At 67.7% G+C, this 14,852-nt stretch carries 14 protein-coding genes; 7 read left to right on the top strand and 7 right to left on the bottom strand.

Going from position 1 to position 14,852, the window contains the following annotated elements:
* Window positions 1–149 precede the first annotated feature (149 nt).
* Window positions 150–548 carry a four helix bundle protein gene (locus LW840_RS15545; protein WP_291273333.1) on the top strand — a complete coding sequence of 133 codons (399 nt, stop codon included), beginning with the start codon at window positions 150–152 and terminating at the stop codon, window positions 546–548.
* Between the two features lie 127 nt (window positions 549–675).
* Here the strand turns inward: LW840_RS15545 and LW840_RS15540 are convergent, their stop codons facing one another.
* Window positions 676–1,206, bottom strand: coding sequence for a hypothetical protein (locus LW840_RS15540; protein WP_291260380.1), 531 nt, complete (start codon window positions 1,204–1,206; stop codon window positions 676–678).
* Window positions 1,207–1,345: 139 nt separating this feature from the next.
* Window positions 1,346–4,588 carry a hypothetical protein gene (locus tag LW840_RS15535; protein ID WP_291266382.1) on the bottom strand — a complete coding sequence of 1,081 codons (3,243 nt, stop codon included), beginning with the start codon at window positions 4,586–4,588 and terminating at the stop codon, window positions 1,346–1,348.
* Window positions 4,589–4,685: 97 nt separating this feature from the next.
* On the opposite strand from LW840_RS15535, the gene LW840_RS15530 reads away from it, so the two are divergent.
* From LW840_RS15530 to LW840_RS15520, 3 genes are all read left to right on the top strand, one after another.
* Window positions 4,686–5,744 (top strand): NAD(P)-dependent alcohol dehydrogenase, encoded by a 1,059-nt coding sequence (locus tag LW840_RS15530; protein WP_291266383.1) that lies wholly within the window; start codon window positions 4,686–4,688, stop codon window positions 5,742–5,744.
* A gap of 61 nt (window positions 5,745–5,805) precedes the next feature.
* Entirely contained in the window at window positions 5,806–6,525 is a 720-nt protein-coding gene (locus LW840_RS15525) for a response regulator transcription factor (RefSeq protein ID WP_291260383.1), read from the top strand.
* Window positions 6,522–7,631, top strand: coding sequence for an ATP-binding protein (locus LW840_RS15520; protein ID WP_291266384.1), 1,110 nt, complete (start codon window positions 6,522–6,524; stop codon window positions 7,629–7,631). Before LW840_RS15525 ends, LW840_RS15520 begins: the two co-directional genes overlap by 4 nt.
* A 5-nt stretch (window positions 7,632–7,636) precedes the next feature.
* Here the strand turns inward: LW840_RS15520 and LW840_RS15515 are convergent, their stop codons facing one another.
* Together LW840_RS15515 and LW840_RS15510 are read right to left on the bottom strand one after the other, a co-directional pair.
* Window positions 7,637–8,755: a hypothetical protein gene (locus LW840_RS15515; protein ID WP_291266385.1), complete on the bottom strand. Its 1,119-nt coding sequence runs from the start codon at window positions 8,753–8,755 to the stop codon at window positions 7,637–7,639.
* 7 nt (window positions 8,756–8,762) lie between these two features.
* Entirely contained in the window at window positions 8,763–9,797 is a 1,035-nt protein-coding gene (locus LW840_RS15510) for a DUF4956 domain-containing protein (RefSeq protein ID WP_291266386.1), read from the bottom strand.
* Window positions 9,798–9,969: 172 nt separating this feature from the next.
* On the opposite strand from LW840_RS15510, the gene LW840_RS15505 reads away from it, so the two are divergent.
* On the top strand, window positions 9,970–11,619 hold the full coding sequence (locus LW840_RS15505) for an alkaline phosphatase family protein (protein WP_291277317.1): 1,650 nt from the start codon (window positions 9,970–9,972) through the stop codon (window positions 11,617–11,619).
* A gap of 80 nt (window positions 11,620–11,699) precedes the next feature.
* On the opposite strand, the gene LW840_RS15500 is transcribed toward LW840_RS15505, so the two are convergent.
* The 3 genes from LW840_RS15500 to LW840_RS15490 are packed head-to-tail and all read right to left on the bottom strand — an operon-like array spanning window position 11,700 to window position 14,035.
* A complete protein-coding gene (locus LW840_RS15500; protein WP_291266388.1) occupies window positions 11,700–12,377 on the bottom strand; it encodes a class I SAM-dependent methyltransferase in 678 nt (225 codons plus the stop codon).
* Window positions 12,378–12,397: 20 nt separating this feature from the next.
* Entirely contained in the window at window positions 12,398–13,117 is a 720-nt protein-coding gene (locus LW840_RS15495) for a polysaccharide deacetylase family protein (protein ID WP_291266389.1), read from the bottom strand.
* 9 nt (window positions 13,118–13,126) lie between these two features.
* Window positions 13,127–14,035 (bottom strand): glycosyltransferase family 2 protein, encoded by a 909-nt coding sequence (locus LW840_RS15490; RefSeq protein ID WP_291277316.1) that lies wholly within the window; start codon window positions 14,033–14,035, stop codon window positions 13,127–13,129.
* Between the two features lie 211 nt (window positions 14,036–14,246).
* On the opposite strand from LW840_RS15490, the gene LW840_RS15485 reads away from it, so the two are divergent.
* Window positions 14,247–14,645 carry a hypothetical protein gene (locus tag LW840_RS15485; RefSeq protein WP_291266391.1) on the top strand — a complete coding sequence of 133 codons (399 nt, stop codon included), beginning with the start codon at window positions 14,247–14,249 and terminating at the stop codon, window positions 14,643–14,645.
* On the top strand, window positions 14,642–14,836 hold the full coding sequence (locus LW840_RS15480) for a hypothetical protein (protein WP_291266392.1): 195 nt from the start codon (window positions 14,642–14,644) through the stop codon (window positions 14,834–14,836). The genes LW840_RS15485 and LW840_RS15480 overlap by 4 nt, the downstream gene beginning before the upstream one ends.
* Window positions 14,837–14,852: the final 16 nt, after the last annotated feature.

Below are 14,852 nucleotides of genomic sequence, written 5' to 3'. Positions count from 1 at the left end.
CCGCTTACGCGGTGCGGTTGGGAGGCAACCCATTACGCTGTTCCCACATAACGCTTTTCGGGCGCGCCCCCCGCGCCCCCCGCGCCCAAAAGGCACCGCCGGCAGCATTTCGGTGCGACGTCTCGATCGGTCCGGCACTAGCGTGTCGCATGACCGATCTCCGGAATCTGAAAGTCCTCGACGCGGCCCTGCTCTTGGTCGACACCGTCCACGCTGCGGCCGCCCACCTCGACGTGCGACGAGTGCCCAGGCTGCGCAATCAATTGCTTCGGGTAACGGATGCCGTACCGGCCAACATTGCCGAAGGGGCCAGGGGCTCCCGGCCCGAGTTCGTGCAATGCTTGCGCATTGCACTCAGGTCGGCAGACGAAGTCGGCGCGCACTTGATGGTCGCACGGCGCGTTCGTGCGCTGCCGCTGGATCAGTTCCGTCGGTGCGAAAGCAAGCGTATCGCCGTCTGCAAGATGCTGCACGGATTGATCCGCACCGTGGAGGAATACCACGCGCGAGACAAGAACAGCGAACGGCGTAAAGGTCGAACATCGTGATGAGTTGCCACCCAACGGCACCGCGTAAGCAGGTGCCGGTAACGCTGTCCGGTTGGGAGGCAACCCTTTACGCTGTCCCCACATAACGCCGTTCCCGCCGGGCGCCCCGCGCCCGGCGCCCCCCCGCCTACCCTTCGTAGCCGCGCTCGAGCAGGAACGCCCGCACCTTCTCCGGGTTCCGCTCCACCTCGATGGACCCGGGGCGCAGGCCGGTGCGAATGAGCATGCCGCGGCCGGCGGCGCTGGCCACGACAAACGCATCGGTCGTGATGCACACCACGTCGGCCGTCTCCGACAGCTGCCCCGGGTGTCCGGAGAAGTGCATGGCGGAGTCTTCGCTCATCCCCTCCACCTTCACGCTGCCCTGCGGTTCACTCCACGTGACGCCGGTGAACAGCACGATGTCGTTGTTGCCGTCGATGAAGTCCTCAACGGGCACACCGAGCACGCCGGCGTTCGGCTCCAGCACGGCCCGGATGCGATAGGCATCGAAGAGCGCTTCCACTTCGGCCGCGTCGAGCCCCACCCGCACCGCCTGCCCGTCGCGGAGCACGACGGTGACTTCGTGCTCGGCGATGGAGATGCCGCGCCACGCCCCACGCAACTTGCGCAGGGCCTCCATGGTTTCGTTCGTGGCCTGAAATCGATACTCGCGCACAACACCTCATGAGGGAATGCGAGGGAAATCTCGCCCATGGGCACGCCGGTTCCCAGAGGCCGATGGGGCCCATGCACGAACGCCGGGCCGACGCCATACGGCGTCGACCCGGCGTTCCGCTCTGTGGTACTCGCCGCGCTTATCGACGGTCGCCTTCGTCCTCGAAGCCGAACGGATTGGCGCCACCGGCCCCGCCCATGTTCTCGATACGCAGGGTGGTCTTCTGAATGGTGTTGCCGATTTGCAGGACCACGCCGTAGTCGCCCGTCGTAGCCGTGCGGCCCCCGCCACCGAAGCCACCGAACCCGCGTCCCTGGGCGGGAAGCGGCAAGCCGATCAGTTCAAAGACCTTGCGCACCGCCGGGTTGCTGGCGGCGTTCTGCAGCTGCTGCGCGCGTTGCTGCAGTTCGGCCAGATTCGGACCGCCAGCAGCGGCACCGCCCGGTCGCGGCGTGGCTTCCGCCGGCCGTGCGCAGAACGGGTCCCACTGCGTGAGCGGACGCTCGCACGGCCCCGCGGCCGCTCGAACCGCGCCGCCACCACCACGGAAGTTCCCGCCGCCCGCCGGCGGGTTGAGCAGCTGCTTGGCAAGGGCAAGGGCCGTGCTGTCGTACTTCGCCGTGGTGAGCGAGTCCAGGACCTGCGGCATGCGCACCGCGCGCAGAATGCTGTCACGCTTCTCGCTGGGGGAGAGCGGTGCACGCGCCGGCGCAGGGCCGGCGATGCCGAAGTTCCAGGTCACCGTATGCAGCCCCACGCTACCGGGGCCGGTGATGGTGGAGATGGTGTCGCCCACCGCGTTGAGCACGCTGATGCGCGCCGGCGAGCCGGCCTGCGTGATGCGGTAGCTGATGTTCGCGCCGTAGGCCGGGTTGGGCGTGGCGAAGAAGCCCTGGGCGTTGCCGTTGCCGCTGGCCCCGCGCAGGGGTTCCTCACCCCACTGGAACGCGGTCCGCGGCGTGAACAGGTGTACCGGCTTCGCCGCCACCGCCTTGGTCATCTGCGAGAGCGGCGCGACGTCCACGATCCAGAATCCGCGACCGTGCGTGGCGGCGATGAGCTCCTTGTCGCGCGGATGCACCTGCAGGTCGTACACCGGCACGCTCGGCAGGCCGGCGGCCAGCTTGAACCAGCTCGCCCCGCGATCGATGGAGGCGTAGACGCTGAGCGACGAGCCCACATAGAGCACGTCGGCGTTGTTCGGATCCTCCCGCACGACGTGCAGGAAGTCGGCGTTGCCATCGGCCGGCAGGTTGTTCACGATGCTGCTGAACGACTTGCCGCCATCCTTCGACATGAACAGATACGGCTTGAAGTCGCCGTTGCGATGATTGTCGAAGGCCACGTACACCACGTTCGGATCGAACGCCGACGCCTCGATGCGCGTGACGTACACCTCGCCGGCATTCGGCAGACCGGCAATGTTCTTGCCGATGTTCTCCCACGTCCCCCCATCGTTGGTGGTGCGCCACACGTTGCCGTCGTCGGTGCCGGCGTACAGCAGCCCCGGCTTGGCCGGGCTCTCCTCGAGCGCCACCACCGTGCCGTAGGTCTCGGCGCCGGTGGCGTCGAGCGTGATGCCGCCGGTGAGCCGCAGCGCGGTGTCGAGCTTGGCGGTGAGCTGCCGCGAGAGATCGGGCGAGATGATCTGCAGGTCGGCGCCGCGCTGCGACGACTTGAGCACGCGGTTGCCGGCGAAGTAGATCACCGCGGCGTTGTGCGGCGAAATGAAGAACGGCGAGTTCCAGTTGTAGCGCAGGCTCAGGTCGGCCGAATCCCGTGCCTGCAGCTTGCGCAGGGCGGCAATGGCCGTGAGCTGCGCCTTGGCAGCCGGCTTGAGCGGATCCCCGCGCACCACGGCGATGCTGTCTTCCCACTCCTTGTACTTCGGCTGCCAGGAGGGCTTCTGGAAGCCGTAGCGCTCCCCCGTCTTGAGGTTGAGACGCGACACGTTGCCGCCCTGCGACTCGCCGTACACGATGTTGGGATCGGTCGGGTCCATCGCGGCGTAGAAGCCGTCACCGCCCGAGATCGTGTACCAGTAGCCCAGCGTCGTCTGGTTCACCCGGCGCCGGCTGGGGCCGCACCACGTGCCGTTGTCCTGCGCGCCGCCGCAGATGTTGTACGGCACCGCATGGTCGAAGGCGACCTCGTAGAACTGCGCGATGGGCAGGTTCTGCGGCTGCAGGAAGTTGCCACCGGCATCGTACGTGATGGCCACGCCGCCGTCGTTCGCGAGGAACCAGCGCTGGGGGTCGTTGGGGTCGATCCAGATGCCGTGATCGTCGACGTGCACGTTCTGCGCGGCATTGCGTGACGTCTTGCCACCGTCTTCCGACAGCTGCAGCTCCGTACTGGAGAAGTACACCCGGTCGGGGTTCTTCGGATCACTGCGCACCTGCGAGTAGTAGAACGGACGCACGTTGATGTTGTTCATCTGCGCCCACGTGACTCCACCATCGGTGCTCTTGTACAACCCGTTGGCCTTCGGGTTGCGCTCTCCCACGATGGGGCCCGTGGCGTTCTGCGCCGCCTCGATCATCATGTACATGACGTCGGGGTTGGCGAGATTGATGTCGAGGCTCATGCGTCCCTTGTAGCCGGCCGGGAACCCGCCCCCCTTCACCTCGGCCCACGTCTCCCCGCCGTCGGTGCTCTTCCACAGGGCCGAGCCGGGCCCGCCGGAGAAGAGGGAATACGGCGTGCGACGCCGCTCCCAGCTCGTGGCGAACACGAGGTTGGGATTCCTCGGGTGAATGGCGACGTCCACGAAGCCCGCCTTGTCGCTGATGAACTTCACCAGTTTCCACGTCTGGCCACCGTCGGTCGTCTTGTAGAGACCACGCTCCGGGTTCGAACGCCACGCCGCCCCGAGGGCGGCCACGAACACGACATTGGGGTTGGTGGGGTGCACCGCAATGCGCCCGATATGCTCCGTCTTCTCGAGTCCCATCGGCTTCCAGGAGATGCCGCCATCGGTGCTCTTGAAGATGCCGCCGCCCGGCTCGATGGAGTTGCGCGAGTTCGGCTCGCCCGTCCCGGCCCAGACCTGCTGGGTATCGGTCGGCGCAATGGCCAGCATCCCCATGGAAATGATGCGCTTGTCGTCGAAGACGGGGCGCCAGGTGATGCCGTTGTTGCTGCTCTTCCAGATGCCACCGCCCGCGGCCGCGACAAACACGGTCTTGGACGGGCTCGGAATGCCCACGACGTCGGAGAGACGACCCATGAAGTTGGCCGGCCCCACCGTGCGCCATCGCAGCCCGGCGGTCGTGGCGGAATCGAGCGCCTGGGCACCGAGCGAGGCGGTCAGCAGCGCGCCCTGCAGCACGAGGCCGCCGGTCACCGCGGCCAGCCGTGGGACGAATCGTGAAAGGGACATGGAAGGGGGGGGAGGAGAATCAGTACGCATTCGCCGTCACGGCCGTGCGACGAGATACGGATGGAAAACGCGCGACGACGGTTGCACGTTTAAGGATATGATACCCACCCTCGGCATTGCCGCCTACGATGCGGCCGGCCCACTGGCCCCGTGGCGCTTCGAGCGTCGCGACCTTGGCGCCCACGACGTACACATCCGGATTCTCTTCTGCGGAATCTGCCACTCCGACCTGCACACCGTGCGTGGCGAGTGGGGACCGTGCGCCTATCCCCAGGTTCCCGGCCACGAAATCGTGGGGCGCGTGGAACAGGTGGGCCCCGCCGTCACGCAGTGGAACGCGGGCGATCTGGTGGGCGTGGGCTGCATGGTGGACAGCTGCCAGCAGTGCCAGCCCTGCGCGGATGGCCTCGAGCAATACTGTGACAACGGCATGACCGGCACCTACGGGAGCATCGAGAAGGAAACCGGACGTCCTACCCAAGGCGGGTATGCCACCGACGTGGTGGTCCACGAGAAGTTCGTGCTGCGCGTCCCCGAGACCCTCGATCCGGCAGCGGTTGCCCCCCTGCTCTGCGCCGGTATCACCACCTGGTCGCCGTTGCGGCAGTGGAAGGTCGGGCCCGGATCGCGCGTGGCCGTGGTGGGGATTGGCGGGCTGGGACACATGGCGGTGAAGCTAGCGCGGGCGCTCGGCGCGCACGTGGTGGTGCTCACGACATCTCCCGGCAAGGCGGAGGATGCCCTCCGGTTGGGGGCCCATGAGGTGGTGCTGTCGCGCGACAAACAGGCCATGAAGGGGCTGCGCAATTCGCTCGACGTCATCATCGACACCGTGGGGACGCCGCACGACCTCGAGGGCGAGATGCAGTTGCTGCGACTCGACGGGACCCTCGTGCTCCTTGGTGGTTCGCCCGAGCCGCATCCGTCGCCGGGAGCGTTTACCTTCATCATGAAGCGCCGCCGCCTCGCCGGTTCGCTGATCGGCGGCATCGCCGAAACGCAGGAAATGCTGGATTTCTGCGGCACTCACGGCATCACCGCCGATATCGAGCTCATTGCGGCCGACGCCGTGAACACGGCGTACGAGCGCATGCTGCGTTCCGACGTGCGTTACCGGTTCGTGATTGACGTGAGCACGATCGCGGCCCCGGCCTAGCCTCCATGTCCCCCGATCCGTTCGGGGGGCCCCTCCCGCCCCCGCCTCGACCCGCCACGACATGACGCTCCCTCATGGTGAGTCGGTCGACCCCGAACGCATTCTCGTCGTCGAAGATGATGACGCACTGCGGGCCGCCGTGGCGCATACCCTGGGGGCGCTCTGCCCCGACGTACGCACCGCCGCCACGCTGGCCGAGGCCTTCCGCGAAACCGCCGAGGCGCAGCCAGACCTGATCGTGCTCGATCTCGGCCTTCCCGACGGAGACGGGACGGCGTTGGTGACCAGGCTGCGCGCCGTGACCGACGTGCCGGTGATCGTGCTTTCGGGGCGCGACACCGAGGAGGCGAAAGTGGCGCTGCTCGACGCCGGCGCGGACGATTTTCTCATCAAGCCGTGCGGGGCGGCCGAGCTGCTGGCACGGGTTCGCGGGCAACTGCGGCGCTCGGCGACCTCACAGGCCGCCCGGTCGTGGGCGCGCGTCCTCGTTGACGGGGTCGAGATCGACCTGGTGTCCCAGCGTGTCGTGCGCAATGGCGTGCCTCAGCGGCTGACGCCGACCGAGTGGGCCCTGCTGCGCGCGCTCGTGCTGCAGGGCGGCCGCCCGGTGTCGCCGAAGCAGCTGTGGGATCTCGTGTGGGATCGGGAATTCGGGGACTATTCCACCCACGTGCGCGTGCACATGACCCACCTGCGGCGCAAGATCGAGCCCAATCCGCAGGTCCCCAGCCTCATCATCACCGAGCCGGGGGTCGGATACCGCTTCAACGGCCCGCGGTGAGCCGGTCGCGCGTCGGGCTGTGGGCGGTGTGGCTGGCGGCGTACGCCGTCACGACGGCACTGCTGTACGTGGCCTCCGGGTTGCCGGATATCCGCGTGGCGCATGCGGTGCTGGCCTACCTCGTTCTGGTGATCATGGCCAGTCGACAGGGAGGGCGCGCGCTCTCCATGACCATGGTGGGGCTGAGCTATCTCGCCGTGAAGTGGTTCTACGTGCCGCCCCGGTTTACGCTGCGCGCTGCCACGCCACTCGACGGCGTGCTGCTCGCGGGGTTCGTGATCACGGGGTGGATGCTCTCCGAACTGTTCGCCAAGCAGCGCGCGGCGACGCGACTCGCCGAGGAGCGCACGCGCGAGGTGGAACGCTTGAGCGCCGAACGGCTCCAGCTCGAACGCGAAGCGTCCACCGCGCGCGTGATGCGTGAGGCCGACCGTCTCAAGAATGCCCTGCTGAGCTCCCTCGCCCACGATCTCCGTTCCCCTGTGTCGACCCTGTCGCTGCTCTCCGACCCGGCGGCCGGATTCACTGCCGACGTGGCGCTGCCACGCGTCCACGAAGAAGCCCAACGGCTGGGCGAGTACATTGCCACCCTGCAGCGCTTCGCGGCGGAAGGGGGTGGCAGTATGCTGGCGCTCGACACGCATGACGCGACCGGGCTGGTCCACACCGCCCTGCGCTCATCGGCCGCGGTACTTGCCGGGCGGCGCGTGGACGTCGTCACCCGGCAGGCGGGCATCGTGGCCCGGTGCGACCTGACGCTCACCATGCAGGTGCTTGGCAACCTGCTGCAGAACGCGGTGCGCTATGCGCCCGACGATGCACCAATCGACGTGACGGTGTCTGCGACGCTGTCCACCGTGGAGCTCACCGTGGCCGACCGCGGCCCCGGTGTCGGCGAGCAGGAGCTGGACCGACTCTTCGTGCCGCTGCAATCGCGCCCTTCCGTCGCGGCCGGTGACGCCGGCGCATCCGGCGGGCGCATGGGCATGGGTCTCGCGATCGCGCGCACCTTTGCCCGGGCCCAACGGGGCGACGTGGTGTATCGCCCACGGGCGGGCGGAGGCGCCGAGTTCATCATGCAGTTGCCGCGCGCCCCCATGGGCTGAGGCCGCTACTTCACGCAGTCGCCCAGCAGCGCCTTCCGTGCCGATTCCGGCGTCCGAATGTCCTGGTAGAATTCGGCGATGTACCCGAGCGCGCTCTTCACCGTCCCGGGCGTCATGAGCTTGCCAATGGTGTCGGCGTACAGCGCCTCGATGGCTGGGCGCTTCGCCCGGAAGGTATCGTACACGGCCGGATACGCCGCCTCGTGGGCACACCAGCCGCGAAAGAGCCGCGTACGCACGCTCTTGATGGGCAGTGTGGGATCAGTCCCCGCGTAGTGGGCATTGATGAGGCCGGAGAAGTCGAAGTCGTACGCCACCGGCGCGTACCGGCCATCGGCCAACGACATGATCTCCCCATTGTGCAGGCCGTTGAACGACACGTCGGTGTTGGCGATGAAGTACAGGTAGGTATACGCCATGGCCGTGTGCGCCGGATCGAGATCCTCGGCGGTGGCGCCCTTGCGATCGAGGATCCTGCCGCCGGCGCGCGCGGCCAGGTGCGCGGGATCCTCGATGATGAAGCCGTATCGCGTCGTCTCGACCTGTCCCGTGGCACTGTCGGCGTAGGCAATGCGCAGCACGCGGATCTTGTGCGACAGGTCGGTGACCTGCCGGTAGATGCGGTACAGCTGGGCCTCGTGCAGGTTGTACTGCTCGTACTGCGTCGTGTTGCGGCAGTAGCCCACCATCTTCGGTTCGTCGAGATTGGCGAACTCGGTGCCATCGGCCGTCTTGTCGCCGAACTTGAGACGCAGCGGCGGGAAGTCGCAGTGCTTGAGTCGCCAGACCCCCCGCGTCTTCGCTCGCACCGGCACGGTCACCGGCTTGCCGGCCGCATCGGTGTAGCTGATGCGCGCCCAGCGCCACGGCGCGTTCTGCTGCTTGTCGCGCCGGATCTGCTTCATGTTGAGGGTGAGCGTGATGTCGAAGGGCAGCTCACTGCGGAAGAGGCGCGGATTGGGCACCTTGGGCGCGGCCGTGTCGGCCCCAGGCGACTTCGGGGCCTTGGGTGCCTTCTCCTGGTCTCTCTTGCCCTGCGCCGATGCCGCCAGCGGGAGCACCAGAAGCGCCAACACGGCCCAGGTTTGGGGCGATGACCAGCGATGCGTGCGCGATGTCAGCATGGCACCCTCACTCGATTTCGGCAGCCGTCAGCTCGGAGGCGCCGGCGGCACGGACCAGCGACAGCAGTTCCTCGGGACCCGTCTTCTTGCGCAACTGCACGTGATACTCGATCACCGTGGTCTCGTCGCCGGTCTGCATGCCCCCGAATCGCCAGGTCTTGGTGAACTCCGAAAGCCGCGGTTCGAGGACGCGCCGCAGCCCGTTGGCGTTGCTCGTGGACAGGCGCAAGGTGCGCTCTTCGACCACCACCGGCATCTCGGTGGTCATGTTGTTCGCCTTCGCCCGTCGCCAGGCGCGCTCGGCCAGGCCTTCGAGCTGCTCTGTTGTCATGTTCTTGAGCACCTCGTCGTCCATGCGCGCCACGAACGTGCCGGTGCGCGCCAACTGCTTGGCGCGCTGCAGCTTGCGCTCGGCCAGTCGCCCGTCGAGCTCGGCCGGCGCGCTGCCGAAATCGGTGTACCAGAGAGCGAAGGCGAGCAGGTTGAAGGTGAGACTGAGCACGGCCGCTACGGGCAGATTGACCGCCGACGACAGACCGATGGCGGTGGCCAGGAAGACGTAGACGGCGTCCTTCGAGTCGTCGAGCGAGTTGCGGAAGCGCACGGCGGCCACAATGCCCGCCAGCGAGAAGGCGAGCGCCAGTGAGTACTTCACCAGCAGCACGATCCCGGCGACTACCGTGGGAAGGATGATCAGCAGTTGCACCACCGACTGCTGGTAACCGCGCTTGGCGCGCGTGAGCAGATACACCCACGCCACCGGCAGCGACAACAGCGCCGCCGCGATCATGGCCACCCCCACCGTGAGCGCCAGCGTGGCCTCGTCGAGACCACTCGCGGGGCCGGCGGCCACCAGGTCCTGCAGCGAGGTGGCGCCACCGGGTACCGTTTCAGTGCCGAGGCCCATGAGTGCCTCGAGCGACGGCGGCAGCCGATTCGCCCACTGGCGAACCGCGAGTGCCGTGCCGCCGATGAGCGCGAGGTAGTACGCGAGGCAGCGGACGATGACGCGCGTAGCCGGTGTGTTGCGCCACCCGGTCATTGCCGCGGACTCCGCAAGGGAGGCAAGTCGATCATGGGGAGCAAAGGCGTCACAAGCCGATCCATCGGCTCAGGGGTAGCACCGGAGTGGCGAGCTGCCGTGCGGACTCACGGAGCGGCGCCCACGGGCCCATAATCGTGCGCCACAGGCCATCGCGCCATACATTCGCCGCATGAAGCGTTCCATTTTCGGGTTGCCGCTGATCGTGACGCTGGCCTGCGTCGCGGGCGCCGCCGCTCCCCCGGGGTCGGCGGCCAGCGTGACGCCGTCCGGGGCTGACCGGGCGTCTGCGGCGCCGGGAGCAGCGGGAGCGCCGGATGTGCCGGGCACGCAGCAAAAGCCCCGGCTGGTCGTCCTCATCACCATCGACCAGTTCCGGGCCGATTACCTCACCCGGTACGGCAGTCAGCTGCAGGGCGGCCTTGCCCGGCTCGCGCGGGGGGGCATGCACTTCACCGATGCCCACCACGATCACGCGATCACGGAAACGGCGCCCGGGCATGCCACGCTGCTCTCCGGACGATTCCCGCGGTCCACCGGCATCATGATGAACTCGATCGGGGTGGACGACGAGTCCGCCCCGCTCGTGGCGGGCGGGTATGGCCCCGGCGCGTCCCCCGCGCGCTTTCAGGGCACGACCCTCGTCGACTGGATGACGGCGGCCGAGCGGCGAACGCGCACCCTGTCGGTATCGATGAAGGACCGTGGGGCCATTCTACCGATCGGCCGCGCCAAGTCCGAGGTGTACTGGTACTCGATCGACGGGCGTTTCCTCACCAGCAGCTACTACCGCAAGGATCTGCCGAAGTGGGTCACCGCCTTCAACGAACGCCAGATGGTGGCCGGCTTCGCGGGCAAGTCGTGGTCCCTGCTGCTCCCCGACAGCGCCTATGTGGAGCGGGACAGCGTGCCCATCGAGATGGGGGGGCGCGGCTTCCTGTTTCCGCACCGGCTGACCGACGATGTGATCGATGCCGGGGCGAACATCCGCATCACCCCGTTCATGGATGACATGGTGCTGGCGTTCGCGCTGCACGGGGTGACGTCGCTGCAACTCGGCGCCGGCAACCACACCGACCTGCTGGCGCTCTCCCTCTCCGCCACCGACGTGATCGGCCACAACTTCGGCCCCGATTCGCGGGAAATGCACGATCAGGTGCTGCGCGTCGACCGTGCCATCGGCACGTTCCTCGACTCGCTGTACCGGCTGCGGGATTCCTCGTCCATCACCGTGGTGCTCACGAGCGACCACGGGGTGGGGACCATCCCCGAGTTGGCCCCAGCCAGCGTCGTTCCCCCGCCGCGGCGTGTCTCACTGGCGCCCGTCGTTCCCGCACTGCGCGCGCGGTTGCGTGAGCTCAAGGTGGACTCCTTCGCCGTCGAGACCGACCTCAACATCGTGCTGGCCAACCGGCGTGCATTCCGCAAATCGGCCGATCTGGACAACGTGATCACGTTCCTGCTCGATCGTATCCGGCAGGTGCCGGGTGTGGCGCGTGTGGACCGCTTCCAGGCACTCATGGCGGACACGGTCACCGATGTGATCGCCCGGCGCTGGGCGCATCAGTTTCCCGCCGCCTCCAACGTGGAGGCGGTGATCACGCTCGATCCGCTCAGCACCTGGGGAGGCAACATCGCCTCCCACGGTTCACCGTACGCGTACGACTCTCACGTGCCACTCATCATCGCCGGCGCCGGCGTGACGCCGGGCGTACAGCGGCAGTTCGTCCGCACGGTCGATATCGCCCCCACGCTGGCGCGGCTGCTGGGGGTGACGCCCGGCGAGCGGTTGGACGGCCGCCCGCTGCCGATCGGCCGGTAGCGGGTCAGGCCCTGCCGGTGGGTTCGATCTCGCGCACCATGATCGAGCCCTTCGACTGCGCGCGCCGCGCCGGGGTCGCGTCAGGGGGCCTGCGGCGGCAGGGTGAACGTGCTGGTGGGCGGCACCAGCGCCTTCGTGGTCCACTTCACCCCGCGACGATTCTGCATGGTGACGGCGTCGAGCACCGTGTAACGGGCGTCGATCTGCTCCCACAGCGTATCGTTGCGCTCCTTGCCGTGCATGGAGATGAGCAGCACCCCGTCGGGCGCGAGAAAGCGCTCGTACCGCTGCAGCCCGGCCATGAGGTCGTGCAGGTAGTAGATGCTTTCGTTGAACACGACCGCGTCGAACTGCTCCGTGGTGGTGAACTCGTTCATGTCGCCCACGACGAAACGGGTGGTGTCGGTCACCTTGTGCTGTGCCTTCTTCACCGGCTCTTCGAAGTCGACGCCCAGGTACGCCCCCGCGGCCCCGCGCAGCTGCTCCTGGAAGACCCCCTCGCCGCACCCCACATCAAGCACACGACCGCCGGGCTTGAGGTACGCGACGTAGCCCGCCAGCACACAGTGATGGGCGAGCTCATCGAGGTTGCGCAGCCAGTCCCAGCCGCCCTCGGCATACTCGCGGTTCCAGCGCGTCTCGCGATCGAGGCCGACGGCGCGCCGAAGCCCCCGCGCCATGCGGGCGGTGAAGGGCAATGCCGACGGATCCTGGCCAATGGAGGGATCAGAGGGGCCATCAGAAGTGCGCGAGGTCATGACGAAACGGAGGGAAGAGGTTATCGAAACGCCGGAGTGGCGAACATTTTGGCGAGCTTGCCCATCAGCATCCACGCGGGAAGTGGCCCTCCCACGCTCATGCGACCGAGACGCAGCGGATTGGTGCGCCGGCCGTTAGCCCATCGTTTGAGAGTGCACGCACCGCGGTACCCGGCCTGTTCCACCTGGGCGAGGGTCACCCGATCGTGCGAACCGTACGGGAAGGCCACGCTTTCGCACGGGGCGCCCAGCGCCTGCTCGAGTTCCGCGCGCGCCTCGACCAACTGCTCGTGACAGTCCGCCGCGGCCAACCCACGCAATCGCCGGTGGTGCCGCGAATGGGCACCCACGTCATGGCCGTGCGACCGCGCGTCCCGCAGCGCGGCCGCATCGAGCAGGGTCGCCCGCGGCGCGCCTGGATCCCAGGCGTTGGTGCCGCCCAGATGGGCCGTGACCGCGAAGAGGGTGCACCGCCACCCTCGCTGGGCAAGCAGCGGCAGGGCATTCGACACGACGCTGGCGTAGGCGTCGTCGAAGGTGATGGCGATACTGCGTGCAGGCAGCGCACGTTCACCACGTTGCCAGGCCAGCAGGTCGGAGACGGTGATCCCCGTGAATCCCCATGCCGCCAACGCCGCGAGGTGCTCGGCGAAGCATGCGGGGGTAACGAAGTTGGTGTCACGCGTGGCCGAGGCCGGCGGCACTTCGACCCGATGGTAACACAGGATGGGGACACGCACGTGGCAGTGTTATGCAGCCGAGGATACGGATGCCGCCGACGGCACCGTGACCGGCGCGGCAGCACGGGACGGTGCCGCCGGTACCTGCGGTGGTTCGCCGACCGCCCGCTCGAGCGGCAGCCCCAACGCCCGCTGGCGCTGCTGATCCCACACCACGGCGTACTTGGAGAAACAGGCCCAGGCATGCACGGCGCAAAAGACGAAGCCACGCGTCCCGTCGCGCCACATGCCCTGCAGAAGGTACGTTTTCAGGAATCGCCACAGCGGCCGGCCCACCAGCGTGGCCACCGTGATGCGGCGATTCGTGGTCTGCAGATCAGCCGCCCCCCACTCGGCGTACGTGACCGCCTTGCGCAGCTGATGCGAAAGATCGCGGTACGACTCGTGCTCGAGGAACCCGGACAGGTCCTGCACGGTCCCCACCCCCTCGAGCTTCTCGTGCACCTGGTGAGCGCTCCAGCGGCACGTGGAGGGATACAGCCGCACGTGCCGGTCACGTCCCCAACTGCCCCGCATGTACACGGCGCCCAGGTAGTGATTGCGCAGATGCAGGCGGTAGGCCTCCGCCGTCGGCGTACGCACGGCCTCTTCGATGGAGGCTCGCAGCGCGGGCGTCACGCGTTCATCGGCGTCGATCGAGAGGATCCACCGCGTGGAGGCCGCCGCGATTCCGGCGTTCTTTTGCTCCCCAATGGTGCCCCCCCGCATAGAGATGACCACGGCGCCGGCCTTCCTGGCGACAGTGACGGTCTCGTCGGCCGAGCCAGCATCCACCACGATGATCTCCGATGCCCAGGCGACCGACGCCAGGCAGTCGGGAAGGCGATCCGCCTCGTTCAGCGTGGGGATGACTACGGTGAGCAGGGTACGTCGTTCGCCTGACAGGTGCGCCGCGAACGAAGGGAGGGACTCGTGCATGGATCAGACAGTGTACGGAATCGGTTAGGACCAAGTAGTCCCGGTTGCCACCCCTAACGAGGTCTTAGCGTTTTCCATATTCTTGCACGCAGCCAACCCCTTCTTGTGGCTGAATAGACACGCATACCCGCCGTTTACCCCTCAATGTCACCGGTTCGCCCTCTCGCGAAGCCCGACCAGCGCGGCAAACGACCTGCTCCTCTTCCCGTTGGTGCTGGGCGCGGCACACTGGGTGGCCTATGCGCACGCCATGCGGCTGCGGGAGGAGTTGCTGGCGCAGTCCGAGCCGTCGCAACTGAAGGCGCCGTTGTACCCGCATTTCCTCCTCAACGCCCTCAACGCGGCCAGCGCCGACGGCACACTGTGCTTCGCCAACGGCCCGTTCTTCCCGCAGCCGGGGAAGCACTTCGACATCTGCCGTGCCGAGCGGTGCAGTGCCGGTTTCTCGCCGCGTGAGGCATTGGACGGTGCGGTAAACAGCACGCCGTCACCACCGACGCTGCCCTTCAGCACGCGTGGGACTTCAATTCCGAGATTTCGGTGGACGGGCGCACGCTGGTCTTCACCCCTCTCCGTCCGGGTGGCTACGGTCCGGGGGACCTATACGTGAGTCAGCACCGCGCCGCCACGTCGTTGCCGCCGCGCAATCTGGGCCCTGCCGCGACCGTCGTGCACGATGCCTTCCACTCCACGCTGTCGCGCGACTGCCGCGGGCTGCTCTTTGTGCAGCGCAGGCCCACGCGACAGCGGCATGGTGACTCCTACCGGATTGCCACCGGGTCATTCCTCGACGCGCGCTGACGTGGCATACTTGGCG

Source organism: Gemmatimonas sp., assembly GCF_021298855.1.
Lineage (GTDB): Bacteria > Gemmatimonadota > Gemmatimonadetes > Gemmatimonadales > Gemmatimonadaceae > Gemmatimonas.
This window is presented reverse-complemented; position numbering and strand designations above follow the sequence as displayed.